Raw genomic sequence first — 26,642 nt, 5'->3', positions numbered from 1 at the left:
CAGCCCATGCGGAATGGAGAGAGGAGCGTCGCGCGTGAATCGACATCTTTTGCTGGTGGAGGACGACGCCGCCCTGCATCGCGGCATCGAATTCACGCTGAAGCAGGAGGGCTTCGACGTGACCGGCGTCTATAAGCTGGCGGAGGCCAGGTCCGCGGTTGCCGGAGGCGAGCGAGCGTTCGACCTGATCGTGCTGGACGTCCAGCTGCCCGACGGGAGCGGCTTCGACTTCTGCGCGGAGCTCCGCGCGAGCCGGAACGAGACGCCGATCGTCTTCCTGACCGCGAGCGATACGGAGCTGGACGTCGTGCGGGGACTTGATCTGGGCGGAGACGACTATATTACGAAGCCTTTCCGGCTGCGAGAGTTTCTGTCGCGGATTCATGCGGTGCTCAGAAGGCGGGGACCGGGGACCGATGCGAGAGCGGCGGACGAACCGGTGCTGTCGTCCGGTAACCTGAGGCTGCACCCCGCCGAGATGCGGCTGCTCAAGGACGGCAGCGAGGTGACGCTTAGCGTGACGGAGTTCAGGCTGCTGTCGCTGCTTATGGCCCACCCGCGAGCCGTGCTGTCCAAGGAGCAGATCCTGCGGCAGCTCTGGCAGCACGACGGCGCGTTCATCGACGACAACACGGTTGCCGTCAACGTCCGCAGACTGCGGGAGAAGATCGAGGACGATCCCCAGCAGCCGCAAAAAATACTGACCGTGCGCGGCGCGGGGTACAAATGGAACGGTTAGCGGGCAGCCAGGCTGACGATGGGCTGGAGACGGGCGATGAGCGGTTGGCTGACGATGGGCGTTTGACGGGCGAAATCGCCGCGCCGGCGCAGCCGCAGTCGCTGCACAAGCCTGGCCGCGCTTATAAGCCCGGCTGGCGGCGCATGTGGCGAAGCGCGGGCGTGCGGCGTCTGGCCGTCATCTTCCTGCTGGCCTTTGGTGCGGCGGCGTTACTGTTGTGGGCCTACTCGGCGTATAGTGCCGATCGGTTGAGCAAGGATTGGATCGCCCGGGAGACGGCCGCCCTCGGGGCGCTCGCGGCGCGCGATCCGGCGCTCGCCGAAGCCTGGGCCAAGCAGTTGGGCGCGGTCGAAGCCACGCCAGCGGAGGCTGCGCTCGGGCGCGAGCTCGCCGCCCGCTACGGCATCGACGCCGAGCTGGACGCCGCGCTGGTCCCGCTGGCCGAGCGGCGGCGCGCGCGAGAGTGGCCGCTGCTCGCCGCCGGCGTCTTCGGACTGCTCGCCGCGCTGCTGCTCGCCCTGCTGCGCGAATCGCGGCTGCAGCTGGCCGAAGTGCGCAGCCTCGCCGGCTCGCTGGAGGCGGCCGTCAAGGAGAACCGGCCGATGAAGTTCCGCATCTACGCCGAAGGCGAGCTGGGGCTCCTGGCGCATCAGGTACAGGAGCTGTCGCTGCGCCTGCAGGAGACGATCTCGCAGCTGAACCGGGACAAGGACTTCCTCCGCGACACGATCGCGGACATCTCCCATCAGCTCAAGACGCCGCTCGCCTCCCTCACCGTCTATGTCGAGCTGCTCCAGGGCGGCGGGATCGGACCGGCGGAGCAGGAGGAATTTCTGCGGACGTGCGCCCGCGAGCTGGAACGCATGGAGTGGCTCATCCAGATGCTGCTCAAGCTTGCCCGGCTGGAGGCCGGCAGTCTCCCGATGCAGCTCGAGCGGATGCCGATCGCGGAGACGATACGGGCGGCGACGCATGCGATCAGCCGCCTTGCCGGGGAGCGCCAAGTCCACATAAGCCTCGAAGGGCCGGCGGCGCCGGTCCACGTGCCGCACGACCCGAGGTGGCTGGCTGAGGCGATCGCCAATCTCGTCAAGAACGCGGTCGAGCACAGCCCGCAACAGGGCTTGGTCAAGATCGCATGGGAGACCACGCCGATTTTCGTCCGCCTGCGGGTGACCGATCAAGGCCCCGGGATCGACGCGCGGGACGAGCCGCACATATTCAAGAAATTTTATCGCGCCGCTTCGGGACTGGGAGGCGGCAGCGGCGTCGGCCTCGGCCTCCCCCTCGCCAAGACGATCGCGGAGCGCCACGGCGGGATGCTCGCTGCCGGCAGGACAGAGGAAGGCGGCACTGCGTTTACCCTGACGCTGCCACTTGTGCAGCTGCCCGGATCTTAGCTTCCTTACAGATCTGTAAGCGGCGGCGCCTTCCCCTGTAAGGTTGAGCCGCTATACTGAACCTCGTGAATGGATAGACCGCAATCGCGAGGAAAGGATGATCCGTCCCATGAACGTCATTGAAGCTGCCGGCTTAAGCAAGTCCTACGGCAAAGACAGCACGCTCGTCGAAGCGCTGCGCAACGTCTCGTTCTCCATCCCGCAAGGCGAGCTCGTCGCCATCGTCGGCGCCAGCGGCTCCGGCAAAAGCACGCTGCTGCACCTGCTCGGCGGTCTCGACCGCCCGACCGACGGCACCGTCCGCATCGACGGCGAGGATCTCTATGCCTTGAAGGAGTCGCAGCGCGCGGTATTCCGCCGGCGCAAGATCGGCTTCATTTTCCAATCGTACAACCTGATCCCCGTCCTGAACGTCGAAGAGAACATCATGCTCCCGCTCCTGCTCGACCACCGCCAGCCCGACAAGGCTTATATCCGCGAGCTGATCGACACGCTCGGGCTCGGACAGCGCCGCAAGCATCTGCCCTCCGAGCTGTCGGGCGGACAGCAGCAGCGCGTCGCGATCGGCCGGGCTCTCGCCTACCGCCCTGCCATCGTGCTCGCCGACGAACCGACGGGCAATCTCGACAGCGCGAACGGACGCGAGGTGCTGGAGCTGCTGAAGCTGGCCGTGCGCCAATTTCACCAGACCGTCGTCATCATCTCGCACGATATGAACGTCGCCGCCGAAGCGGACCGCGTGCTGCGCATGCAGGACGGCCGGCTTGTCGGCGACAGCCGCGGGGGCGTGGTCCAATGAACGGCTACGGCGCGCTCGCAGGCAAATATCTGAAGCAGCAAAAAAGACGAACCGTCCTGACGATCGTCGGCATCCTGCTCTCCGTCGCGCTCATCAGCGCGCTCGGCACGATGGGGCAGAGCATGAAGGACAACATGGTCGACAAGACGGTCTACGACTACGGCGCCTACGAGATCGGCTACGGCGAAGCCACGCCCGAGCTGCTGGAGACGCTGCAGCATCATGCGCTCATCAAGAAGGCCGGCGCGATACGCAAAGGCGAGCTCACGGAGCTGGCGAAGGGTTACAAGCTCCAGCTCTCCGAGGCGACGACCGCCGGCATCGAGCTGGCGCCGATCCATCTGCTAAAGGGGCGGTTCCCCTCCGCGAATAACGAAGCCGTCGTCGAGGAGTGGGCGCTCGCCCAGCTTCCGGGCACGCCGGGACTCGGCGGCAAGGCCGAGCTCGCGAAGCCCGACGGTACCAAGCAGACGTACGACATCGTCGGCGTGCTCAACAATCAGCGGAACAATATGACCTACGGCACCGGCGGCGCCTATACCTGGATGAGCGACGATGCCGCGCTCGCGCCCGTGCCCGGTACGAACCTGTCCGCCGCAGCCGTTTTCAAGAAGGGCGTCAACATCAGCGCGCATCTGTCCGAGTTCGAGCAGCTCAGCCCTGCGACATTCGGCACGAATACGCAGCTGCTTGCCTTAAAGGGCGAAACCGCGGACAGGGGCCTGAACATGACGCTGCTCGTCATATTCGGCGTGCTCATCGGCCTTGTCGTCCTGTCGACGATCGCGGTGATCTACAACGCCTTCAACATCGCCGTGCTCGAGCGCATGCGGCACTTCGGGCTGCTCCGCACGATCGGCGCGACGCCGGCGCAGCTGCGCGGCATCGTGTTCCGCGAGGCCGGCCTGCTGGCCGCGGTCGGCATCCCCGCCGGTCTTGTCGTAGGCTACGGCGGGTTGTGGCTCGTCCTTGAGCTAATGACCGCTGCTGGCGCGGACATCCTTACTTTCGAGGGCTTCAAGCTGACGCTGCACGCCTGGATCATCGCCGGCAGCGCGATCGTCGGCCTGCTGGCGGTGCTGCTCGCGGCCTGGCTCCCCGCCCGCAAAGCGAGCCGCGTGTCGCCGGTCGACGCCGTCCGGGGCACGGGCAATATCGTGCGCGAGACGTACAGACGCGTCCGGCTGCCGTCCGTCCTGCGCCTGCTCGGCATCGAAGGCGACATGGCGTCCAAAAACATCCGGCGCAACCGCTCCAAGTTCCGGATCACCGCGTTCTCGATCGTCGTCAGCATTACGCTGTTTATCGTGTTCCACTATTTCGCCCAGGAAGCGTTTAAGGTGGCCGTCAACGACTCGCGGGACGATCAGGTTGCCTTTCAAATGCTGTCCTCCTTCACGCAGACGCAGACGGCGGACAGCGATCAGTCCGGCAGCGTCTCACAGACAATGGAAGACGCGTTCGACGCAAAGACGGTAGCGGACATCGCGGCGCTCCCGGGCGTGGAGCACGTCTACGGCCGCTACAGCATGCCGGACGCGCTCGTCTATCTGCCGGCATCGAGGCTGAACGGGGCGTTTCTCGACAAAATGGGCGATGACGTATTCGGCAAATGGACGCTCGACGGCGAGGAAGTACGCTTCGTGCCCGCCTATACGACGCTATACGACGAGGCGCGCCTCGAGCAGGCTGCTCCGTATCTCGTCTCGGGCACCGCCGATCCGGCGAAGCTGTCGGAGGACGGCGCCGTCCTGATCGTCCAGCGTGTGAAGCCGTTTGTCATCGCGGAAAACAAAAAGATCAACCTGGACCTCTCCGATCTGAAGGTCGGGGACACGATCTCCCTGAACTTCGGCGACCAGAAGAATCCTCTGATGCGCCAGGTCAAGGTCGGCGGCATCCTGAGCCAGGCGCCGTTTAACCCGACGCTGCTGGACAACAGCCTGTATGTCATCGGCACCAAAGAGACGTACGCCTCCCTGCTCAAGGACGTACCTGCCGACATGGCGCCTTACGGCACCGCTCTGCGCGGCCTCGACATCGCGCTGGCCGACGGTGCGGACGGCGGTCCGGTCAAGCAAGCGCTGCAGGCGATGGCCAACCAGGACCCGTCCATCCGCCTTGTCGACTTCATCGAAGAGCAGCGGCAGACGCGGCAGTTCAACGTGCAGATGAAAATTTTCATCTACGGCTTCCTCGCCGTCATCGGCCTGATCGGCAGCCTGAACATCATCAACACGGTGCAGACGAATCTGATGCTCCGCCGCAGGGAGTTCGGCTTGCTGCAAGCAGTCGGCATGACGATGAAGCAGCTGCGCCGCATGGCGACGCTCGAGGGCGTCTGGTTCGGCGTCATCGGCTCCTTCTGGGGCCTGCTGCTGGGCGTCGGCATTTGTCTCCTGCTATACCGCCAGCTGAATAACGTGGAGGGCATCCCGTTCTCCTTTCCCGTGACGGGCGCGGTCATCTCCTGCGTCTTCGCGCTGGGCGTCGGACTGCTGTCCGTGCAAGGCCCGCTGCGCAAGATCGCCAAAGCGAGCGTCGTGGAGGAGCTTCGGGAAGAGGCATAACCGCATAACCGCATAACCGCTTGAACGCACAAATAAGGCAGCGCCCCCGTGGCGCTGCCTTTTCGCTTTTCGTACATCCGCTATGTCACGCCTTGCTATGCTTCGTCCCGAAAATGCGAGGAAGCGATATCGGTGCCCCGCCGCTTCGCGCCGGAAGCCCGGAACTCGCTGGGCGTCATGCCTACGCCGGCTTTGAAGGCCCGGCTGAACGGATGAATGCCCGAAAACCCCACGTCCTCGGCGATCCGGGTCAGCGTCAGATCGCTCTCGAGCATCCGCAGCTTCGCCTGTTCGATCCGGACGTGCGTCACGTACTTGTGGACGGTCGTCTTTAATTGATCCTTGAACAGCGCGCACAAATGATTGGCCGAGATGCCCGCTTGCGCGCCGATGCCGGCATTGTCCAGCTGCGGGTCCCCGTAGCGCTTGTTGATATAGGCCAAGCTTTTCTCGATAGATACCCAGCTTCTGGTCATCTTCCCCTCGCGGCCCTGCCCCTCGGCCTGGCACTTGAAGAACGCGTACAACAGCTCCGTACAGAGCGCCTTCAGCAGCAGCGAGCCGTGCGGGCCGCCGTCGGCATGAACCTGAAGCATCGCCGCGAGCTTGCGCTTCAGCTCGAGCCGGTCCTGCGGCCGCACATGGGCGATCGGCACGATCGACGCCAACGCCGTCTCTTTTTCCGCAATCGCCCGCTGCCTGTCCGTCATCGTGCCGAGCTCTCTCCACGTACTGCGCTCTTCGTCATAGTAAAGATCGAAGTGGCACACCCACTGGATCAAGGGAATCGCGGAGGCCGAGCGGATAATATGGGGCATGAAGGACGGCATCAGCAGCAGGTCTCCCTCCTTGACCGCATACTTCACCCCGTTCAGGATGAAGTCGGCCTCCCCCTGCTCGACATACGTAAACACATGATCGTAATCGATCCACTCCCCGTACAGGGAAGTAGACTCCGACACTCTGACCGCCCGTACGAAAGGAGAGACGGTATGCATCCAAGCTTCCATCGCCCGCCCCTCCCATTGAACGGCGCCATCTGGTCCCGATTGCTATTCGCGCCAATCGAACAGGACGCCGTGATAACGATCCTTGTCGAACCGCAGCCCTTCATACGCCGACGGCGCTTCCTCCGGCCTCAGCACATGGCTGATCAACGGCTCGATCTTCAGCTTGCCGCGCTGCATGAGGCTGAACACGATGCGGGAATTGCGCACCATGGAATGCTTGACGAACGGATCCGGCTCGACCGGGAAGCGCCACTCGTGCGCGCCCTTGAACGTGATGCAGCCGCGATCGTTCAGGTGGCAATAATTGAGCACGTCCGTCAGATCCGCGTTGTACTCGCCCCGCGGGCTCCCGAGCAGGATGAGCTCTCCCGACTTGGCAATCCAGCCCAGACTCTCCGCCGCGACCTTGGACAGCCCCGTCGCCTCGATATGCGTCGAGACGCCGACCCCGTCCGTCAGCTCGGCCACCTTCGCCTTGGCGTCGCCCAAGCCGCTGTCGTAGGTCCGGAACAGGCCGCAGGTTTCGGCGATGCGCCGGCGTTCGGCAGACAAGTCCATCCCGATGACGTCGGCGCCCTGCAATTGGGCCAGCTGTGCCGCCATGTTCCCGATCAGTCCGAGCCCGGTGACGCTCACGCAATCGCCGAGCTCGATGCCGGATACGCGAATCGAGGTGGCCGCGACGGTCGCCATTCGCGTGAACGGCACCCACCGCAGATCCAGGCCCGCAGGAACCTCCAGGAACGTGCCGCGCGTCGAGACCACCTGGTAACGGGAATGGTCCCCGTAATGGAAGACGATATCGCCTTTGCGCCAACGCTCTTCTGCCGCACCCGTCTCGACGATCTCGCTGACCGATGCGTAGCCCGGCGTTCCCGGCATCCCGAACCAGCTCTCGCCGCCGGACAAGCAGGCCAGCTCCGTGCCGGGGCTAATCAGCGTATACAGCTTCTTGACGACGACCTCGTCGGCCGCCAAGGCCGGCGCGGCGAACGTTCCTTCTTCGACCTCGACTTGCCACGGCTTCGTGAACACGACGCTTTGGTTGATCATGGTTGCGCACGCCCTTTCGTTTACTTTAACTCGTTTTCCTTTCAATGTAACCATTTTGGACAGGGAAGTCTTTAAGATAAACCCCGATCTTTTATCAAAAAGTAAGGGACGACCTCCGGGTTCAAAAAACAAACCCGCAAGCCGTCTTCCCATTCAAAAGATCGTCACGTCCATGACCGCGCTCTCGGCCTTGCCTGCCGCGTTAATCAGCTCTGCGCGGTAATGGTAGACGCCGGGCGCCCTTCCGGATACTGCGGTATACGCTGTCTGCGCGTCCGGCGTACGGCCGTTCAGCTTCTGCTCGTCGATCAGCTGTCCGTTCTCGTAGAGCCTGTACGTGGTCGCATTGGTTCCCCACCACATGTTCATCGTGACCTTGTACGAGCCGTCGCCGTCCCAATTGTCGTTCGACAGCGCCGGCTTGCCTGGATTGGCGTCGCTGACGACGACTGTATGCGGATCGCAGGCGGTAGCGCCGAGCGCATTGGCCAGCTTGCAGGTATATACGTAGGTGCCGTTCGGCTTGCCCGTCAGCTCGATCGTCGCCTGCTGAGCGGCGGGCGATGCGTCCTTAAGCGTCGTGCTGTCGATCGGGACGCTATTCTCGTACAGCGTGTACTGCGAGCCGTTGGCGCCCCACCACATATTCATGGTGACGGCATAGTTGCCGTCGCGCAGGCCGCTGTAGCCGCTTGTATCGGACAACACCGGCTTCCCGGGCTTTGCGCTCGCCAGCACGGCCGGCGTATACGGCCCCGTGCGCACGAATTTGATGCCGTCGGCCAATATGAAGTTGCTGGTGAGGTTGCCGTTGGCGATGGACACGCTGCCCGTAGCGCCCGGCAGAAACGCGAAGGTGCCGATTTTGTTCCACTTCGCTCCGTTTTTCGATTGATCGACGAGAATATTGGTCGTTCCCTCCGCGTCGCGGATCGTGAACGGCGCGTCCGTCGGGCCGGCGGTCGTATGATGCCATTCGTACACGTCATACAGGCCAGCTTCCGGAATAGACGGCGTATACGTAGCCGTGGCGCCTCCGCCTCTTGTCGTGTTCAGCGCGAATTCTCCCTTGAAGGCTCCCGCGTTGACGCCCGTATTCCGCCAGGAGGCATCGGAGAAAACGACGCCGGCGGCGTCCTTGTTGTCCATCTCGATCGCTACGTTATCCGGAACGCGCGCGAAGGAGACATTGTCGAACGATACCTTGCCGCTGCCGGCCCGAATCCCGATCCGGACGGAGATGTCCGTCTTTGCAGGCACGACGACGGTCTGCGCGTAATACGCGTATTGGCCGGTCAGCGTCACCGAAGGAAGCAGGTGCAAGCCGCTCCCGTCCGTTACGTCCAGCGCGGGACGAACGCCTGCGCCGCCGTCGAGTTGTTTGACGTAGGCCGACAGCGCGTAGGTGCCCGGTTCGAGCGCGGTAAACGACTGCGTCATGTCGGTCCGTCCGCCCGGCGCCCCCGCCGAGTCGAACGTCAGCGCATTTGCGCCCTGGAACGGACTCGTCGCGTTCACATACGCGTTTGTGCCGTAGACGCCCTCGCCCATCTGCCAACCGCTCAAGAGAGCGGAGGCGGGGCTCCCGGCGGGATCGCCCGATAGGGACTCGAAGTCTCCGTTGGCGAATTGCGGAAGCAATTCGCCCGTCCGGACGAGCTTGATCCCGTCCGCCAGAATAAAGTTGCCGGTAGAGACGGCGAAGTTATTCGTAACGACGATGCTGCCCGTCGAGCCTGCCTCGAACGGATAACTGCCGATGAGATTCCACTTGCCGCCGGTGGTTCCCGTTTGGTTCACGGTCGTCTGGGCCGTTCCGTTCGCATGATGGATCGTGAAGGGGGCGGCAGTCGAGCCGCTCGTCGCGTGATGCCATTCGTACACGTCGTACATGCCTGAAAGCGGGATGTTCGGCGTATATGTCGCGCTGGCATTGCCGTCATGGCTGGTGTTCAGCGCGAAGTTGCCCTTGTTAGCGCCTGCGTTCGTCTTCGTGTTGTCCCACGCGCTGCCTGGCACGGTGCTGGCGAACGTCACGCCCGACGGATCCGAATTGTCCATCAGGATCTCCGTGTCGTCCGGTACGCGCTCGAACGACACGTCGTCGAAGAGGATCTGTCCGCTGCCGGACAGGATGCCGATGTTGACCGTCAGATTCATCGGACCTTCGACCGCGAACGGCTTGGCATAATACGCATACTGGCCCGTCAGCGCGACCGGCGCCAACTGATGGTCGTTCGTCCCGTCCCAGACGTTCAGCTCGGGCTGGACGTCCGCCCCGCCGGACGTCTTCCGAATGTACGCGGACAGCACATAGGTGCCCGGCTCCGTGACGGCAAACGATTGGCTCATGAAGACACGGCCGGACGCAACGCCCGCGGAGTCGAAGGCCATCGCATTCGTGCCTTCGTGCGGGCCGGTCTTGTTCACGTAGGCGTTCGTCCCGTAGATCCCTGTGACCATATGCCAGTTGTCGGCCGTGACGGCCGCCGGACCGCCCATCGGATCGCCCGATAGCTGCTCGAAGCCGCCGTTGCGGAGCGTCACCGGCGAACCGTTGCTGTCGACGCCGTCGATCTCAAGCGGCTCGTCGCTGACGATGAACAGCGTATCCTTCTTGTACACCGAGCCGTCGGCCTCCACGGGCACGTCGTTCCCGTAGTTATCTACCGCCCGGATAATTCGGTCCGCGTTGCCGATCGCGACGCTCATCGGCTGGCGATCCGCCGACAGCACGCTCAGGTAAAGGCCGTCCGTCCGATGCATGTAGCGCTTGACGGGCAGCAGCGATTCATTCGCGAAGCCGGTATAGGAACCGGCGTACGCGTCGACCTTGCGAATCTCATTATTCAGCACGGCGGTCGTCTGGAACACTTCCGTCGGGGACAAGCTGAAGCGGTTTACGTACGTATTCTCGCCGGGATCGCCCATCGTGAAGTATTTATCGAAGCCGTTCGCCAGAAAATCCATATACTTGTCGACGGTCCCGAACAGTTTCGCGGGCACGGTGGAATACGTTTCGTTCAACGGGAAAAATTCGCCCTGCCACAGCTTCAGGCCGGGATGATTGACCTTGGCGGCTTGGTAAGCCGCGAGCACGTCGTTCTTGATGGCGCTCGTGCCGTTATAACCGTGAATATTGAAAATGTCGTAGTAGCCGACGTACGGTTCCTGCAGCGCGTGGATCGTCATCTGACGGTCGGCTGAAGCACCCGCCACGGGCGTGAATCCACTGGTCGAGACGTACAATTCGAGGGCCTCGCCCGTATCCCCCTCGTACTCGGACTTCACTCGCTCCGCCTGCTCGTGGGCGAGCTGGAGCATCCGGAAATACTCGGCCTCCGTGCCCGAAAAGCTGGCCGCCAGATAGGGCGGATGGAAGTTCGCTTCGTTGCCGATCTCGAAGTATTTGACCTTGCCCGCGTAACGTTTCATCGTCCGGTAGACATAATCCGCCCAATCGTCGCCCGCGCCGGGAACGCCGTTCTGGGACAGAATGTCCTGGGAAACGTAGCGATCGGCGATGTATTGATACGAGGACGGGTAACCTTGTGCCGGGATCGCGCTGACGGGCGGCCGCGTAGAGGCCCATGCCGGCGGATTGCCGAGCACGGCCAGCACGTCCATGCCGGCCTCGTTTGCCGCGTTCACATATTGATCCGCATGCTCCCAAGTATACTGCCCTTGCTCCGGCTCGACTGCCTGCCACAGGAATACGCGCGAATCTTCCCAGGCCCGTGTCGCGCTTGTATTGATCTGCGCCCAAGGCGCCATGCTGTCCTTGTAGTCGGAATGCGTGCCGTAGTAGTCCGCGTACACGCCGTCGGCAACGGAAACGTCGTTGTCCGGCAATTTGGAGATCGCGCTCTTGTACACAATCGCCTCACTAGCGCCGGAGCCGACCGTCGTTTCCAAATACCAGAAACCTACCTTGCCGGCCAGGTCGGGCAGCGGCAGTTCCTCGACTCTGTACTGGCCGTCCGCGGGAACCACCACGGTCTGCGTCTCCGTGAATGCCACGGCGCCTTCCGGATCGGTCGCCTTGACCGAGACGTTGTACGTACGGTCCGAGGCGCCGTAATTGACCGTCATCACGGGGTAAACCGCCTCGTCCTGCCTTGCGAACACTTGCTTGTCGTTGCGGAAGGCAGGCTTGACGACGCTATAACCGGAGGAAGCGTGCCAGGGCGTCTGGAATTTCTCCGTTTGCACGGGCTGACCCAGCGTAATATTGCCGAGCAGAGAAGTATCCGAACTTTGATTGAACGCAGCGGTGCTCGTCTCGAGCTCGCTGGCCGCCAGCGCCCGCGTCGAGATTTTCAGATTGCTCACGTTGTAGGGCGCGCCCCGCTCCACAGTAAATTCATAGGGCATGAACTTCTCCTGCACCGGATCGATGGCGTACGGCTGCCTGGCAAGCTGCACACCGTCCTTGTAGATCGCTACGTATCCGTTCGGTCCCAGCTTCCATGCAAGCGCGAGGTTAAACGGCTGACCGACCGTGTAGCCGAGATCGCTCGGCTGCGCATAGGCGTAGGCGCCGGTCGTGCCCGAGCCGTTGCGGACGAAGAACGTCAGCGGCTGCTCGTAGGTCGAGCCCGTCGGCTTGGCCGTCGGCGGAGGAACGTGGGCGCTGATCAGCGTATTGCCCGGCCCCTCCTGCGCCGGGATGACGCGGAATAAGAAATCGTACCAGTTGCCGAATTCTTCGTAAGGCTTGTCGAGGCGCACTGTCATCTCGACCGTGCCTTCACTCGGGTTGAGGATGCCCGGCGCAAAATCGCGGTACCATGTCTCGTTCGGGATAAAATAGTCCGATGGGTTCGGGACACTTGTGTTGAGCGCAGGCGTTGCCTCCGGCGCCTCCGTCCCCTGCGCCCCCGCGGCCGGCGAGGCGATTGCCAGCAGCAAGAGCAGGCAGACCGCCAGCCGGGCGATTTTATCCTTGCCTCTCGCTGGCCGCAAAGCTTTTTTCTCCATCTTCATTTTCCTCCGCTTCGTTCGGATGTGTTGCCCGCAGGGATGTAATCGCTTCCATTCGGACACTCCCACTATAAGCAACGGCGGAGCCTGCGGAAACGGGATAAAGCTACGATTAGGTGGCGAAAGTTATCGTCCTTGCCCCAGTTACACGGTTTTTCCCGCTAACTCGCCGCTCCCGGAACCCAACCGCCACAGTTACACGGTTTTTCCGGCTAACTCGCCGCTCCCGGCGTCCAACCGCCACAGTTACACGGTTTTTCCGGCTAACTCGCCGCTCCCGGCGCCCAACTGCTCCAGTTACACGGTTTTTCCGGCTAACTCGACAATCCCGGCGCCCATACGCCCCAGTTACACGGTTTTTCCGGCTAACTCGCCGTTCCCGGCGCCCATCCACCCCGGTTACACGGTTTTTCCGGCTAACTCGCAGCTCGCGGCGTCCAACCGCCCCAGTTACACGGTTTTTCCGGCTAACTCGCCGCTCCCGGCGCCTGCGGCCTTCCTGCCGCCTCAGCCGACGGCACTGAAACCGCACAAAAAAATCCCGGCCCCCTCGCTCGGAGGGCAACCGGGATTGCTGCTATTACTTCGCAGCCTTTACTTCGCAGCCTTTACTTCGCAGCCTTTACTTCGCGACCTTCACTTCGCAACCTTTACTTTGTATCCTTTTATATCGCAGCCTACTTCGCGTTGTTATAAGCGTCGTTCAAAGCCTTCTCGACGTCTTCTCCGCCCGCTTGCTTCCACTTCTCGAGGAATTGGTCGTACGCAGTCAGCGGCAGCGCACCCGTGATGATCTTCAGGAAGTATTGGTCGCGCAGGTCCTTCAGCTCCGTGCTCTTCTGATCGACCAGCGGGATCGGGGCGACGAGATCGACGACGTTCACGTACTTGGCGACTTTGGAAACCGGCGTAAAATAGGGGCTGAGACCGGCATTTTCCATACGCTGCAAGCCCAGGTCGACGGTGTCGAACATGTTGTAATACACCTTGTAGGCGATGTTGCTCATCTCAGGGAGCGCCACGTTCTTTCCGTTTTCCTTTTTAAAGTGCGTGCCTTCGATCCCGAAGGAGATAAAGTCGATGACGGCCGGATCGGATGCCTTGTTCAGGAACTGAACGACTTCCTTCGCGTGCTTGCTCGCCTTGGGGATGATGAAGTACTTGGAGACAGTGGACGACGCGCCCATCCCGAACGATCCGTTGCTGCCCGTCGGCGGATCGATGTACGCCAGATCGCTGTTCGCGTTCTTCTCCTTCGAAGCGGTAACGATCGCCGGACCTTCCCACCAGCCGAGCGTGGCCAGCGCCGCCTTGCCGTTCGACAGCTTCTCCTTCACGTTATCCGTCTTGTTGACGACGGACTCCTTGTCGATCAAGCCTTCCGCGAACAGCTTGGAGGCAAACGCCAGGAACTCCTTCGCTTCCGGCTGCGCAGCCGTGTAGACGATCTTGCCGTCCTTCTGTACGTAGTCTACGGGCGGATAGAACATGCTCGCGATCGCATCGAGCCCGGTTAGCCCTTCCGACAGATTGGCCGTGTATGGCGCCATATCCGGCTTCTTCTCTTTGATCGTCTTGAGCGCATTGTAAAATTCATCCTGCGTCGCGGGCACGCCGAGACCCAGCTCCGTCAACACGTCCTTGCGCGCCGCCAGGCCATAGGATGCGTTGCTGTAGCTAAACGTCCGGATGGCGTAGATCTGGCCGTCCCACATGGCCGACTTCCACTGCTCCGGCGTGAGCAGCGACTTGATATTTTGCCCGTCCTCGTCGAGCAGCGCATCGAGCGGCGTGAGCAGTCCCTGCTGCGCGAAGTTGCCGAATTGCGCCTTCTCGGAGTTGCCCATGATGATCAAGTCCGGCGTGTCGCCGGAGGCCATGAGCACGTTCAGCTTCTGGTGAAGCGCTTCCGCATCCTTCGGCATGAGCTCCCACTGAACGTCGAAGCCGGTCTTCTCGCGGATGCCGTCCGCGATCTCATTGTGGTTGACGTCCTTCCCGCTCGGGAACTCGGCGATATTGTTCGGCACCAGAATCTTGAGCGTGACCTTCTGCCCGCTTGCCTTCGAACTGTCGGGAGCCGTCGTAGACGAAGTGCCGGAGGACGAAGCCGCCGAAGACGATGCAGCCTTGCTTGCCGACGAATCCGAATCGTTCCCTCCGCAGGCGGCAAGCGCCGAAGCCATTAACGGTATTGCCGCAAGCCCTGCTGCCGAACGCATTACACGGTTGAATCTCATGTTCCTGTCTCCCCTTTGCTTATAGTTGCTATATTAGCCTTTTACGGCGCCAAGCACGATCCCTTTGACAAAAAACCGCTGGAGGAACGGGTAAACGAGCACGATCGGCAGGGTAGCCGCCACGACGACTGCGCCGCGAATCGATTCCTGAGCCACCTGCGTCTGGGCCATCATCTCGATGTTGCTGCTCGCGTCCGATACGCTCATGATGACTTCGCGGAGGAACACTTGCAGCGGAAGCCGCTTCGCGTCGCTGATGTACATCAGCGCATCGAAGTAGCTGTTCCAATATTCGACCGCGCAGAAGAGAGCGGTGGTGGCGATGACGGGCGCGGCCATCGGCATCATGATGCTGAACAGAATCCGGATATTGCTCGCGCCGTCCATTTTCCCCGATTCCTCCAGACTGTCGGGAATGTTGAAGAAATACAGACGCACGATGATCATATTGAACGGACTGACCAGCCCCGGAAGCATGAGCGACCAGAGCGAGTTGATAAGCCCCAGATTCTTGATCACTAGATAAGTGGGCATGATGCCTGCCTGGAACAGCATCGTGAAGACGAACAGCATCATGATCAGCTTCTGCCCCGCCAATCGGCTGCGGGATAAGGCGTAGCCGGTGAAGACGGTCAGCGTGACGTTGATCAGCGTGCCGACGACCGTGATCAGGACCGAGTTGCGGAACGAGCTGAGGAACTTTGGGCTGCCGAGCACGATGTTATACGCATCCGTCGTAAAGTGGACCGGCCAGATGCCGACGTCGCCGGCTACGACGTAGCTCTCGCCGCTGAACGACTTGGCGACTATATTAAGCACGGGAATGAGACAGACGAGAATGCCCAGGACGAGACCGGCATAGACGCAAATTTCGTAGACGACTTCCCCTTTGGTTCTGAGCCTCATGCGGCCACTTCCTTTCTGCCTACCAGAGGCTTCGCTCCCCGTACTTTTTGCTGAAGTAGTTCGCCGTGAAGATCAGCCCCATGCCGACGACCGACTGGAACAATCCGATCGCCGTCGTGTAGCTGTACTGCAGGTTGCCGAGGCCCATCCGGTAGACGAACGTGCCGATGACCTCGCCGACATTGGCGACGAGCGGATTGTAGAACATCAGCACCTGCTCGACGTCGTTGCCGAGCGCGCTGCCGACCCGCAGGATGACGACGAAGAAGATGACCGACCGGATGCCCGGCAGCGTGACGTGCCAGATCTGCCGGAAGCGGCCGGCGCCATCCATCCGGGCGGCTTCGTATTGCTGCGTGTCGATGGAAAGGATGGCGGACAGGTAGATGATCGAGGACCACCCCGTCTCCTTCCAGGCCGCCGACATGACGAGCACGCTCCGGAAGAAGCGTTCGTCGGCGATCATCATCGTGTCCTGCATCCCCAGCAGGTGGAACAGATCCTTCAGAATACCCGTCTGCGGGGACAAGAGATTAATGAAAATCGTGCTGATGATGACCCACGAGAGAAAATGAGGCAGGTAGGTAATCGTCTGCGCGGCCCGCTTGAACGCGACGTTGCGCACCTCGCTGATCATGAGCGCCAGCATGATCGGCAGCGGGAACTGGAAGATGAGTTTGTACAAATTGATCAGCACCGTATTGCGCAGCACCTGATAAAATTTGTCGTCGTGCAGCAGCGCCTCGAAGTTTTGCAGGCCGACCCATGGACTCCCCCAGATCCCGTCTCCGAGCCGGTAATCCTTGAACGCGATGATCGCGCCGAACATCGGGACGTACTTGAAGATCAGCAGCGCCGCGACGCCGGGCAAGAGCAGCAAGTACAGGTCGTAATCCCGAAGCGCGGCGCGCAGTCGGCTTCGCTTGCTCATTTACACACATCCTTCTCCTTGATGGAATCGCTTTCAACTCTGTGGTTTCAGTATAAAAAAAGAGAGCCGCCCCTTAAACGGGACAGCTCTACGATTAGGTGGCGGATCTTACGCCGTTGCGCAGCGGGTCGACGGAGGCGGTCTTCAGCTTCAGGCGCACGACCGTGCCGGCCCCCGGTTTGCTGCGAATGGAGACCCCGCATTCCGGGCCGTAATACAGCTGGATTCTCCGGTGCACGTTGCTGAGACCGTACCCGCCGACCGTGCCGTCCAGCACGCCCGCCGCCGTCTCCCGGTCCATGCCCGCACCGTTGTCCGCGACCAACAGGACGATCTCGTCGCCGACCAGCCTGCCGCGCAGCAGGATCAGGCCGTCCCGGCCGCTCGCTTTGTTGATGCCGTGGATGATCGCGTTCTCCACGATCGGCTGCAGGATCAGCTTGATCATCTCGATGTGCTGCAAGCCGGGATCGAATGCGAATTCCGTGCGCAGGGCGCCGCCGAACCGGACGTTCTGGATGTCTACGTAAGCCCGGACGTGCTCGATCTCCTTTTCGAAGGGGATCTTGTCCTTGCCGCGATTGAGACCGATGCGAAAAAACTTGGACAAGTCCGTCACGACCCTGGCAATGTCCGGCGCGCGCGACTTGAGCGCCATCCACTTGACCGAGTCGAGCGTATTGTAGAGGAAGTGGGAGTTGATCCGCCCCTCCAGCACCTTCATCTCTTCCTGCTGCTTGTGCTGCGTGACGCGGTACACTTCGCCGATCAGATTCTCGATCTGCCCGGACATCTTGTTGAATCGCCGCTGCAGCAAGGAGATCTCGTCGCGGCCTTCGATCTTCACCGTCTCCCCGAAGTGCCCGTGCTCGATGCCCTTCATCTTGTCCGCCAGAACGGACAAGCGCCGCGTGATTCGGCCCGACAGCAGAAAGGCAAGCGCCGTAGCCAGCGCGATCAAGCCGACCGACAGCAGCAGGATGTAGACGCCGAGCATATCGCTCTGATCGGCGATATTCACCGTCGGGATGAGCGCGACGATCTTCCAGTCCACGTTGTCCAGCTGCTGGACCAGGTACAGATACGTCTTGCCGTCGTATCGGATCGTCCTCGCTTCCCCATCCGTCCCTCCGCCCAGTCGGACAATGTCCGCCAGCGGCGCCTTGTCGATGCCGAGCCGCTCCGGCTCGTGGGCATAGGAGGTGATGACGGACTGATCCTTGATCAGCATCGCCTTGTACGGCAGCGCGAGATTCATGTTTTGCAGCACGTCGGCGAACGTTCGCTCCTCCACGTCGATCGCGATAACGCCGAGCGAGGTGGTGACGTTGTTGAAGTCCTTCATCAGCCGCTGCAGCGAGATAATGTTTTTCGTCCCGGCGTCCAGATAAGAGGTCGGCCCGAGATATTTCCAGGCCATCATGTTCTTCGCCTCGCTCAGCTCCCGCCGGTAACCGTCGAATTCGCTGTCGCTTAAGCCGAACAGGCTGATGTTCTCGGTCGTATACAGCGCCGTGCTGGGCACGAGCAGACGGATACGGAAAATGTTGCGGCTCGTCTCGAGGTTATGCAGGATTTCCTTAATGTCCTTGTAGTCGTCCATGACCTGCCCGGTCGTCAGCTCGGACGTGCGGGCGCGTCTAAGCATCTGCTGCAGATTGTCGTTCGTGTACACGATATATGAGATGTTCTCCACCTCAGTCATGCGGTAGGACAGGTTGATCGACGTCTGGCGCAGCGCCTCCAGATAGGCGCGGCTGGTCTGCTCCTGTATGATCGAGGACGATTTGCGGTAGGAAAAGAAGCCGATCGCCACCGTCGGCACGAGCACGAGCAGCGCAAACGCCGCGAGCAGCTTGCTGCGAAGACTCGCGCGGGAGTCGAACCGGCCGATCCATCGCCACATCCGCTTCACGCCCGATCCCTGAACTCGCTCGGATTCATGCCGATCTCGCGCTTGAACAGCTTCGTGAAGTATTTGCCGTCCTTGTACCCGATACGCTCGGCTACGTGCTGCACGAGCAAGCCCGGCTCTTCCCGAAGGAGCCGCTTCGCCTCGGCCAGTCGGATTTGCGTGATGTAATCGTTTACAGTAATTCCTGCGTTTTTCTTGAAAAGGTTGGCTAGATAGTTGGGCGACAGATGCACCGCTTCGGCCACCTGCGCCAGCGTCAGTTCCTGCCGGAACGCGGATTGGATGTAATCCTTCACGGCCCGCACCGCCTTGCGTTGGTCGGAGCCGCTCAGCGAGGCATTCTCGGCCCCTGCAAGCAGGTCGTCCAGCTCCGCATAAGCGTCCAGGCCCGTGTGCTTCGCCGGTCCCGCGCTCAAGTTTTCGACCAGTCGATCCCGGACCCACGCCTGCGACAGCTCGTTCCTGCGCTCCAGGCTGCGCAGACGCTCCTGCCGGCTCCGTTCCTCGTCGAGATCGGCCACGACCTTGCGGACGACCTCCGCGAACTCCTCCTCGTGAAAGGGCTTGAGCAAATAGTCCACCACCTGCAGCTTCAGCGCCGAGCGGATATAATCGACGTTCTCGTGGCCGCTGATCATGATGACCTTGATCGCCTTGCCCGGGATGTCGGACTGCAGCCGGCGCGCGAGCTCGATGCCGTCCATCTCCTTCATCACGACGTCCATGATCACGATGTCCGGCCGGATCCGGCCCGCGAGCTCCAGCGCTTCCTTGCCGTCCGAAGCGGCCGCCGCCAGATCCAGCCGGTAGGACGCCCAGTCGATGCCGAACCTCATTCCCTCGCGGATGACCTCCTCGTCTTCGACGATCATGCAGGTGTACATGGCCGCTCCCCTTCCCGCTGCTTTCTCCACTTAATATACCGCCTGTCCGGTCCGCTTGTCATGCCGTCCCTGTCCCGTCTCGAACGGCGCAAAGACCTTCCCCGTCCGGGGAAGGCCGCTAGCTTTTAGAACAGATAATATTCGTCCGAGTCCTTGCCGATCAGCGAGTAGCGCTGGTAATGCTGGTAGTGCGCTTTGTACAGCTCGCCGTCCTTGGCCGGCGAATAGGTCAGGAAAAGCTGCTTGCGGCTGTGTTCCGACAGGTTCAGCCCGCTCTGATGCGGCGTGAAGGAGTGAAAAATAATCACGTCGCCCGGGTTAGTCGCGACGATGCGGCCGGTGGCGGGATCGATCTCGGCGATCTCCACCGCGTTCATGTTGCGCAGCTCGCCCGCCGTCGAGCGCAGCCTGTCGTGGTAACCGGAGAACAGCTCCAGTCCGCCGTTCTCCGCGGTGGCGCCGTCGATCGCTACCATGACGGAGATCAGTCCCTCGATCGGGAAGCCTTGCCACCAGGAGGCATCCTGGTGCATCGAGTAACCGTTCGCCCCCGGCAGCTTGAAGATCAGCTTATCCTTGAAGAGCTTCGGCTCGTCGAGATAAATGTCCCGCAGCGGCGCCAGCAGCCGATCGTCCTGCACGAGACTGGCGAACACCGGAGAAATATCGTGAACCGGATCGAAGCGCTCGATCTTGGTCTCCCCATTCGCATAGCTCTTGTACCCGGCGCGAATATTTTTGGGATCGGTGTAATCGGGGAGCGTGAGCAGCTTGTCGCATTCGATCTGCAATACCTTGGCCTCGGCTTCGGTGAATACGTTCCGCAGGACCAGGTAGCCTTGGCGATTGTAATCTTCCAGCTGCGTGCTGTTCAGAAAGTTAAGCGTTTGTCTCATTGCGGCCAGCCTCCATTTTTTTCTCACGGTTATTTTCTGATCGCTTTCTACAATGTTATGATATGCCTTGGATTGACGTATCTCCATGCATTGGATTCACCTATTTCATATACTTTTTTTCTCTTACGGGAAGGGGCAAACCGGTGGAGGTCAAAGCCTATTATTACAATGCGGGCGGCATGACGCAGTTCCGTTATCCGGAGGCTGCGTACGAGGGATGGGTCGTTCTGGCGCCCCAATCCGGCCGGTTTTCGTTCGCTATTTATGATGGCGCCGCGGCTGACGGGGGCGGGCGGACTGGAGCTAGCGGGGGCGGGGCTGGGGCCGAGTGGACCGGAGCTGGCGGGGCTGGGGCCGAGCGGACCGGAGCTGGCGGGGCTGGGGCCGAGCGGACCGGAGCTGGCGGGGCTGGGGTTGGCGAGATCGGGGCTAGCGCCGAGCGGACCGGAGCTGGCGGGGCTGGGGCCGAGCGGACCGGAGCTGGCGGGGCTGGGGTTGGCGAGATCGGGGCTAGCGCCGAGCGGTCCGGAGCTGGCGGGGCTGGGGTTGGCGAGACCGGGACTAGCTCCGAGCGGTCCGGGGCTGGCAGAGCTGGGGCTGGCGAGATCGGGGCTAGCGCCGAGCGGTCCGGAACTGGCAGATCTGGGGCTGGCAAAGCGTCAGCCGATGAGACGGCGGCTGACGCGTACTGCGGCGAGGCAGCGTTCGGCGAGCTCGTGCTATGCCCGCCCGGCTTCGTGCTGAAGCGGTCCATGCTGGAGCCGACCGCCTTCCACTTTGTCGAGCTGTCGAGCTTGGGCGGACTGGAGCTGCCCCCGGGCAAGGTGCGCATTCGCGACGTGCATCGGCTCGGCTCGACCTTCGATTACCTGGTCCGGCTGCGCGCGGAGCAGGCCAGCGGCTATATAGAGGAGGTCGCCCATTTGATCCGCGACCTGCTGTTTCTCGTGCGGCGAGAGCAGGCCTACGCCGCCGCCTCGCGGCGCGAGACGACCGAGCCGCTCATGCATCACGCCGCCGCGCTGATGGAGCGCGGCGCCTGCGAGCCCGAATTTTCCCTCCAGCGCATCGCCGGGCAATGCGGATTGCGAGCCTCGCAGCTCAGCACGCGATTCCAGGCCGCCTACGGCATGTCGCCGATCCGTTTCGCCACCTCCGTCCGCCTGGCCAAGGCCGCTAAGCTGCTCGTCGAGACGGACTTGACGCTAGACGACGTCGCCGAGCGCTGCGGCTACCAGAACGCGTTTTACTTTAGCCGCGTCTTCTCCAAACAAATGAAAATAAGCCCTTCCTTGTTCAGAAGGGCCAATCGGGTGTGAGCTTCGGCGTTTTTTAGGACTCGACAACAAATAGCTGTCAGAAGACAGTTATATGGCCGATTTTTTGCAATAGCAAACAAATAGCTGTTAAAAGGCAGTTAATCGGCTTCACTTCTTCCAATTCCGGCCGAAAACCTGCAATTAGATGCGTATTGACACTTATTCAAAGGGCTTGTCCGTGTGTCGGGCAAAATAGTTGCCTTTTGGCAGTTATTCGCGCATGGGGTGAGATGAGTAAGAGAGCTTGGCGAGCCCGCACAGAGATCCGCGGCGGCACTAGTCCGCTCGCGCCGGGGGCGCCGTCGTCTCTCGCACGATGAGCTGCGTCGGCATAATCATCGCGGGCGGCGTCGACTCGGGCTCGACGATCAGCCGGTCGAGCAGCTCGATCGCGCGGCGGCCGAGCGTCGGCATGTCCTGCCGCACCGTCGTCAGCGACGGGTGCACGACCCGCGCCTCGTCGATATCGTCGAAACCGACGATCGACAGCTCGGCCGGCACCGCGACGCCCGCCTCGCGGGCCGCTTGCAGGGCGCCGATCGCGCCTTTGTCGGAGCCGCAGACGACGGCGGTCGGACGCTGCGGCAGCGCCAGCAGCTGTCGCATCCCGCGATAGCCCGTCTCCTGCGCGAAGTCGCCGACGACGACATCTTCCGGGCGCACGGACAAGCCCACGGCGGCCATCGCCTCATGATAGCCCGCGAGCCGTCGCTCGCCCACGTACGAGCCGGGCAGGCCCGCGATGTAGGCGATTCTGCGATGCCCGAGCTCGTGCAGGTAACGCACCGTGCCCTCCACTGCCTCCTTGTTATCCGAGGAGATATAGCCGGCCCGCTTGCCCGTCAGGTTCAGGTCGATGAACAGCGTCGGGATGCCCGACGCTACCAGCTTGTCCGCATCCAGCTCGCCGAGCTGGAAGCCGAAGGCGAGCACGCCTTCGACGTTGCGGCTGCGGCAGTGCTGCACGAAGTTGTACTCGGGATGCGCGGACAGCTGTGCCAGATAGATCAGGTCGTAGCCCCGCTCCTTGAGCGCCTCGTCGATGCCGCCGAGCAGATGCACGAAAAAGGGATTGGACAAGCCGGCCGTCAGCAGAATGCCGATCGTCATCGACCGCCTGCCGACGAGCGAGCGGGCCGCCTCGTTGGGGCGGAACTGCATCTCGGCGACAAGCGCGAGCACCTTCTCCCGCGTCGCACGGCTGACCGTCGTGTAGCCGTTGAGCACCTTGGACACGGTCGCGACCGACAGGCCGGCCGCCTTTGCGATATCGCGTATTGTCACTGTCATCGCGGGTTCCCGCCTCCGTCTGTCCGGACTTGGATACCGGCGCTATGTTGTTCCTACCATAACGCGAAGCGAGGCAGTAATGCAATGCGAGAGAAGAAGGACCACCGCAGGGACCTATCTGCCCACCGCCCTGTTCCCCTCTCCTTTGCCCTCCATCGACGATAGGCAGGTTCATCCGACATCCGTTCCGATGAGCTTGACTAACGTCGCCGCTTCGTTTTTTCGCCGCAATGCCTGCAAATATACATCTAATTTCGCCGATCGCTATCCTTTCGAGAAGAAAAGATGCAGATATGCAGGTATTTTCCTTCATCAGCCCCATTTCCGGCTTGCGCTTTGAATTTACCTGCACATTTGCAGGTATTTCATCAAGTGTCGCGCGTCGGCAGAAAATACATGTACAAATGCAGGCTTTTCAGCCCGCCAACCCTCCGAAAAGCGTCGGCACGCCAACAGCGCCCTTGCCTGTCACGAGCCGCCCCCAAATTGACTCTGCCTGCCCTGCCAAAAGAGGCATAGCCCGCGGCGTCCCGCGTTCTATGCCTCTTGCAACCTTCCCTATCAACCCTTCAGCGCGCCATCCGCAAGCCCCTGCAAAATAAAGCGTTGGAATGCGATGAAAAAGGCGACGACCGGCAGCGCCGTCAGGACGAGCGAGGCGAGAATGCTGCCCCAGTCCTTGGTGTACTGGCCGAAGAAGCTGTTGGTCGTCAGGATTAGCGTGTACTTGTTCACGTCCGTCAGCACGAGGAGCGGCAGCAGGAAGTCGTTCCACATCCACAGGATATTGATGATGGCGAGCGTGACCGTGATCGGCTTGAGCAGCGGCAGAATGATGCGGAAGAACGTGTGTATCTCCCCCGCTCCGTCGATCGTCGCCGCCTCCTCCATCTCCCTCGGAATGCCTTTGACGAAGCCGTGGTAGAAAAAGACGACCATGTTCAGCCCCATGCCGACGTAAATCAGGCCGAGACCCAGCGTCGAGCCCTGCAGCGACAGATGCTTGACCAGCTGCGTCAAGGTGATCATGATGACGTTGAACGGGATCATCATCGAAGCGAGGAACAAGAAGAACAGGCCCCCGCTGAGCTTGCCCGGCGTCCTCGACAGCTTGTAGCCGGCCATGGCGCCGAGCAGCAGCATCCCTGCCAGCCCTACGGCCGTCACGACAAGCGAGTTGAAGAAGCTCTGGACGATGTCGACGTTGTGGATCACGTAGTCGTAGTTCTTGAAGCTGAAGCTCGTCGGCCACGACAGTACGGAATGGAAGATTTCCTTCTGGCTTTTGAACGAATTGACGACCGCCATATAGATCGGCAGGGCGAAAAAAACCGCCATGACGAGCAGGACGAGATTGGACAGGACGGACCGGGGAACGGATCTGCGCGCGATCATGCTTCGATCTCCCTCCTCTTCATGACCTTGACCTGAATCAGCGTGAAGATCAGCACGATCAGGAACAGGATCATGGCCTTCGCGTTGGCGAAGCCGAAGCGGTAGTTATAGTTGAACGCTTCCTGGAAAATATGCATCGCCACGACCTCGGTCTTGCGTCCCGGACCGCCGCCGGTAAGTCCGTAGACGACGTCGAACGTGTTGAACGCCGCATTCAGCGTCAGGAAAATGCAAATCGTCAGCGCTTGCGTGATCATCGGCAGCGTGATCGAACGGAACATCTGCCAGCCGTTCGCCCCGTCGATGCGGGCGGCTTCCTTCAGATCCTGGGGGACGCCCTGGAGAGCGGCGACATAGATGATCATCATGTAGCCGGCGCCCTGCCAGAGCGAGACGATGACGATGGAGAAGAAGGAGATCTTCGGATCGCTCGTCCATGCCTGGTCGAGGAAGGGCAGCGAAGCCTTCTCGGCGAGCTCCGGGAGCAGCTTCGTGAAGATAAACGTCCACATGAAGGCGCCGATGATCATGCTCATGAGATTGGGCATGAAGAAGACCGTCCGGTAGGCGCCCTTCGCCTTTCTGCGCGACTCGATGAGCAGCGCCAGTCCGAGGGCGATGGCGTTCTGGAGCAGGACCATCAGGACGACATATTTGAGCGTGAACAAAATGGCCTGCATGAACGCATGGTCCCGAAGCGCCTCCGTATAGTTGGAGAAGCCGATAAACGAATAGGTACGGGCGAGTCCGTTCCAATTCGTGAAACTGTAGGCCGCGCCTCCGAGCATGGGGAGCAGGGTGAACACGGCGAAGAACAGCAGCGCCGGGGCGACGAAGATCGTGAACATGGTGTAACGGCGAAGCGCGCGAGGCATCTGAATCACCCTCCCTTCCATTCGAAGGCAGCTTCGGATCGAAGCTGCCTCCTGTCGTGCTGCGGACTATTGCTTGTTGAGCGCGTTCGCGTCGGTCCAAGCCTTGTCCATCGCTTTGATGACGTCTTCCTTGGACGAGTCCTTGGCATAGTAGCCCTGGAACAGCGTCTCGGATACGTTCTTGACGCCCGAAGGGATGCGGGGATCATCGTAAGCCTTGCCCGCCTTCACGTATTCCGTCACGTCCGAGACCCACGGATATGGGGTGAAGGTATGGCTTTTGGCGACGGGGTTGAACATCATGCTCTCGTAAAATGCGCTCGAATCCTTGGCGTCGAGCAGATAGTTGACGAGATCGAGGGACACTTCCTTCTCCTTGGAATCCGGAGAGACCGCGATCGACGTCGAGGTCGACAGATTGAGCAGCGTAGAGGCCGGGTCGTCATTGATCGGCATAGCCGCGACGCCGAGCTCGAACTCGGGGTCGTTCTTCAGGATTGCCTCCGCGAACCAAGGGCCTTGGGCCGGCCACATGGCGATGTTGCCTTCCGCGAACTGCGCGGTCGACTGGTCGCCGTCCAGCTCGAATACTTTCTTGTCCCCGAACTCGCGAAGCATGTCCATCGCATCCGTCACGCCGTTCAGCTCCGCGTAGGACGCCTTGCCCTCGTCCATTCTTTCGACGAAGCCTTTGTTGGCCGAGCTGTTCAGGGCGCCTACGGCCAGCGTCGGGAAGCTCTCGGCCATCCACGATTCCTTCAGCGCGATCATGAACGGCTGGATGTTTTTCGCCTTCAGCGTTTCACCCAGCTGCTTCATCTCCGACACCGTCTCCGGCAGCTTCAGGTTGTTTTCGCGGAAGATCTTCTTGTTGTACAGCATGCCCCAGCCGAGGCTCTCGAGCGGCACCGCGACGATCTTGTCGTCATAAGTGACGCCGGACTTGACGCCGTCCAGCAGCTCCGAGACGAACGGCTGGTCGCTAAGGTCGGTCAGGTAGCCGGCGCGGTAAAAGCTCGGGATGTCGTTGACGGCATGCAGCGTGAAGACGTCGGGGCTGTCCCCGCTGGCCATGCGCGACTTGAGGATCTGGTCGGCCGTGTCGGAGCTCGGCATCTCGAGGCTGATGTTCACCTTGATGTTTTTTTCCGCCAGCTCTTTCTTTTTGAACTGCTCGAAGTAGTTCTCGAACTGGGTTTTGAAGCGCGGCAGGCTGACGAACACTTTGAGGTTGACGGTTCTCGCGGCCGCGCCGGAGGCGTTCCCGTTCTCGCCCGCCGTATCGTTATCGGATCCGCAGGCGGCAAGCGTGCCGCCCAGCAGCGTCAAGGTCAACAATGCAGGAATTTTCTTGTTCATAAGGGCCAATCCTCTCCTGGTGGATGTCGATCGATCGTCTGCACTCAGTATAGCAAGCGCTGCCGCGACCGGGATCAG

At 61.4% G+C, this 26,642-nt stretch carries 18 protein-coding genes; 5 read left to right on the top strand and 13 right to left on the bottom strand.

The annotated features are described in order from the left end of the window. The first annotated feature begins 34 nt into the window (after positions 1 to 34). From ACFOTD_RS23825 to ACFOTD_RS23810, 4 genes are all read left to right on the top strand, one after another. Entirely contained in the window at positions 35 to 739 is a 705-nt protein-coding gene (locus ACFOTD_RS23825) for a response regulator transcription factor (protein ID WP_378122436.1), read from the top strand. Beyond that, entirely contained in the window at positions 727 to 2,139 is a 1,413-nt protein-coding gene (locus ACFOTD_RS23820) for a sensor histidine kinase (RefSeq protein ID WP_378122435.1), read from the top strand. The genes ACFOTD_RS23825 and ACFOTD_RS23820 overlap by 13 nt, the downstream gene beginning before the upstream one ends. A 109-nt stretch (positions 2,140 to 2,248) precedes the next feature. Beyond that, entirely contained in the window at positions 2,249 to 2,938 is a 690-nt protein-coding gene (locus tag ACFOTD_RS23815; protein ID WP_378122434.1) for an ABC transporter ATP-binding protein, read from the top strand. Next, positions 2,935 to 5,508: an ABC transporter permease gene (locus ACFOTD_RS23810; RefSeq protein ID WP_378122433.1), complete on the top strand. Its 2,574-nt coding sequence runs from the start codon at positions 2,935 to 2,937 to the stop codon at positions 5,506 to 5,508. Before ACFOTD_RS23815 ends, ACFOTD_RS23810 begins: the two co-directional genes overlap by 4 nt. Before the next feature lie 95 nt (positions 5,509 to 5,603). Here ACFOTD_RS23810 and ACFOTD_RS23805 read toward each other — a convergent pair whose 3' ends face one another. The 9 genes from ACFOTD_RS23805 to ACFOTD_RS23765 form a co-directional block, all read right to left on the bottom strand. Next, positions 5,604 to 6,518, bottom strand: a complete 915-nt coding sequence (locus tag ACFOTD_RS23805; protein WP_378122432.1) for an AraC family transcriptional regulator — start codon at positions 6,516 to 6,518, stop codon at positions 5,604 to 5,606. Positions 6,519 to 6,560: 42 nt separating this feature from the next. Beyond that, the gene (locus ACFOTD_RS23800; RefSeq protein ID WP_378122431.1) at positions 6,561 to 7,571 is read right to left on the bottom strand and encodes a zinc-dependent alcohol dehydrogenase; all 1,011 of its coding nucleotides are present in this window, start codon (positions 7,569 to 7,571) and stop codon (positions 6,561 to 6,563) included. Between the two features lie 153 nt (positions 7,572 to 7,724). After that, a complete protein-coding gene (locus ACFOTD_RS23795; protein WP_378122430.1) occupies positions 7,725 to 12,551 on the bottom strand; it encodes a golvesin C-terminal-like domain-containing protein in 4,827 nt (1,608 codons plus the stop codon). Between the two features lie 680 nt (positions 12,552 to 13,231). Continuing rightward, positions 13,232 to 14,794 carry an extracellular solute-binding protein gene (locus tag ACFOTD_RS23790; RefSeq protein ID WP_378122429.1) on the bottom strand — a complete coding sequence of 521 codons (1,563 nt, stop codon included), beginning with the start codon at positions 14,792 to 14,794 and terminating at the stop codon, positions 13,232 to 13,234. Between the two features lie 33 nt (positions 14,795 to 14,827). Further along, positions 14,828 to 15,700, bottom strand: coding sequence for a carbohydrate ABC transporter permease (locus tag ACFOTD_RS23785; protein ID WP_378122428.1), 873 nt, complete (start codon positions 15,698 to 15,700; stop codon positions 14,828 to 14,830). Between the two features lie 19 nt (positions 15,701 to 15,719). Then, positions 15,720 to 16,631, bottom strand: a complete 912-nt coding sequence (locus ACFOTD_RS23780; RefSeq protein ID WP_378122427.1) for an ABC transporter permease — start codon at positions 16,629 to 16,631, stop codon at positions 15,720 to 15,722. 94 nt (positions 16,632 to 16,725) lie between these two features. Next, complete coding sequence (locus ACFOTD_RS23775; RefSeq protein ID WP_378122426.1) at positions 16,726 to 18,537, bottom strand: cache domain-containing sensor histidine kinase; 1,812 nt, start codon at positions 18,535 to 18,537, stop codon at positions 16,726 to 16,728. 5 nt (positions 18,538 to 18,542) lie between these two features. Beyond that, entirely contained in the window at positions 18,543 to 19,460 is a 918-nt protein-coding gene (locus ACFOTD_RS23770) for a response regulator transcription factor (protein WP_378122425.1), read from the bottom strand. A 95-nt stretch (positions 19,461 to 19,555) separates the two neighbouring features. Beyond that, on the bottom strand, positions 19,556 to 20,326 hold the full coding sequence (locus ACFOTD_RS23765; protein WP_378122424.1) for a phytanoyl-CoA dioxygenase family protein: 771 nt from the start codon (positions 20,324 to 20,326) through the stop codon (positions 19,556 to 19,558). 143 nt (positions 20,327 to 20,469) lie between these two features. Here ACFOTD_RS23765 and ACFOTD_RS23760 point away from each other — a divergent pair, with 143 nt between their 5' ends. Next, a complete protein-coding gene (locus tag ACFOTD_RS23760; RefSeq protein WP_378122423.1) occupies positions 20,470 to 21,645 on the top strand; it encodes a helix-turn-helix domain-containing protein in 1,176 nt (391 codons plus the stop codon). A gap of 276 nt (positions 21,646 to 21,921) precedes the next feature. Here ACFOTD_RS23760 and ACFOTD_RS23755 read toward each other — a convergent pair whose 3' ends face one another. The 4 genes from ACFOTD_RS23755 to ACFOTD_RS23740 all read right to left on the bottom strand — a co-directional run bounded on the left by ACFOTD_RS23755 (position 21,922) and on the right by ACFOTD_RS23740 (position 26,564). Then, on the bottom strand, positions 21,922 to 22,935 hold the full coding sequence (locus ACFOTD_RS23755) for a LacI family DNA-binding transcriptional regulator (RefSeq protein WP_378122422.1): 1,014 nt from the start codon (positions 22,933 to 22,935) through the stop codon (positions 21,922 to 21,924). A gap of 561 nt (positions 22,936 to 23,496) precedes the next feature. Continuing rightward, positions 23,497 to 24,330 (bottom strand): carbohydrate ABC transporter permease, encoded by an 834-nt coding sequence (locus tag ACFOTD_RS23750; RefSeq protein ID WP_378122421.1) that lies wholly within the window; start codon positions 24,328 to 24,330, stop codon positions 23,497 to 23,499. After that, positions 24,327 to 25,205, bottom strand: a complete 879-nt coding sequence (locus ACFOTD_RS23745; RefSeq protein ID WP_378122420.1) for a carbohydrate ABC transporter permease — start codon at positions 25,203 to 25,205, stop codon at positions 24,327 to 24,329. The genes ACFOTD_RS23750 and ACFOTD_RS23745 overlap by 4 nt, the downstream gene beginning before the upstream one ends. 66 nt (positions 25,206 to 25,271) lie before the next feature. Continuing rightward, a complete protein-coding gene (locus tag ACFOTD_RS23740; RefSeq protein WP_378122419.1) occupies positions 25,272 to 26,564 on the bottom strand; it encodes an ABC transporter substrate-binding protein in 1,293 nt (430 codons plus the stop codon). Between the last annotated feature and the right edge of the window lie 78 nt (positions 26,565 to 26,642).

Origin of the sequence: Cohnella sp. GCM10012308, assembly GCF_042649185.1 — a bacterium.
In the GTDB taxonomy this organism is placed as follows: domain Bacteria; phylum Bacillota; class Bacilli; order Paenibacillales; family Paenibacillaceae; genus Cohnella.
This window is presented reverse-complemented; position numbering and strand designations above follow the sequence as displayed.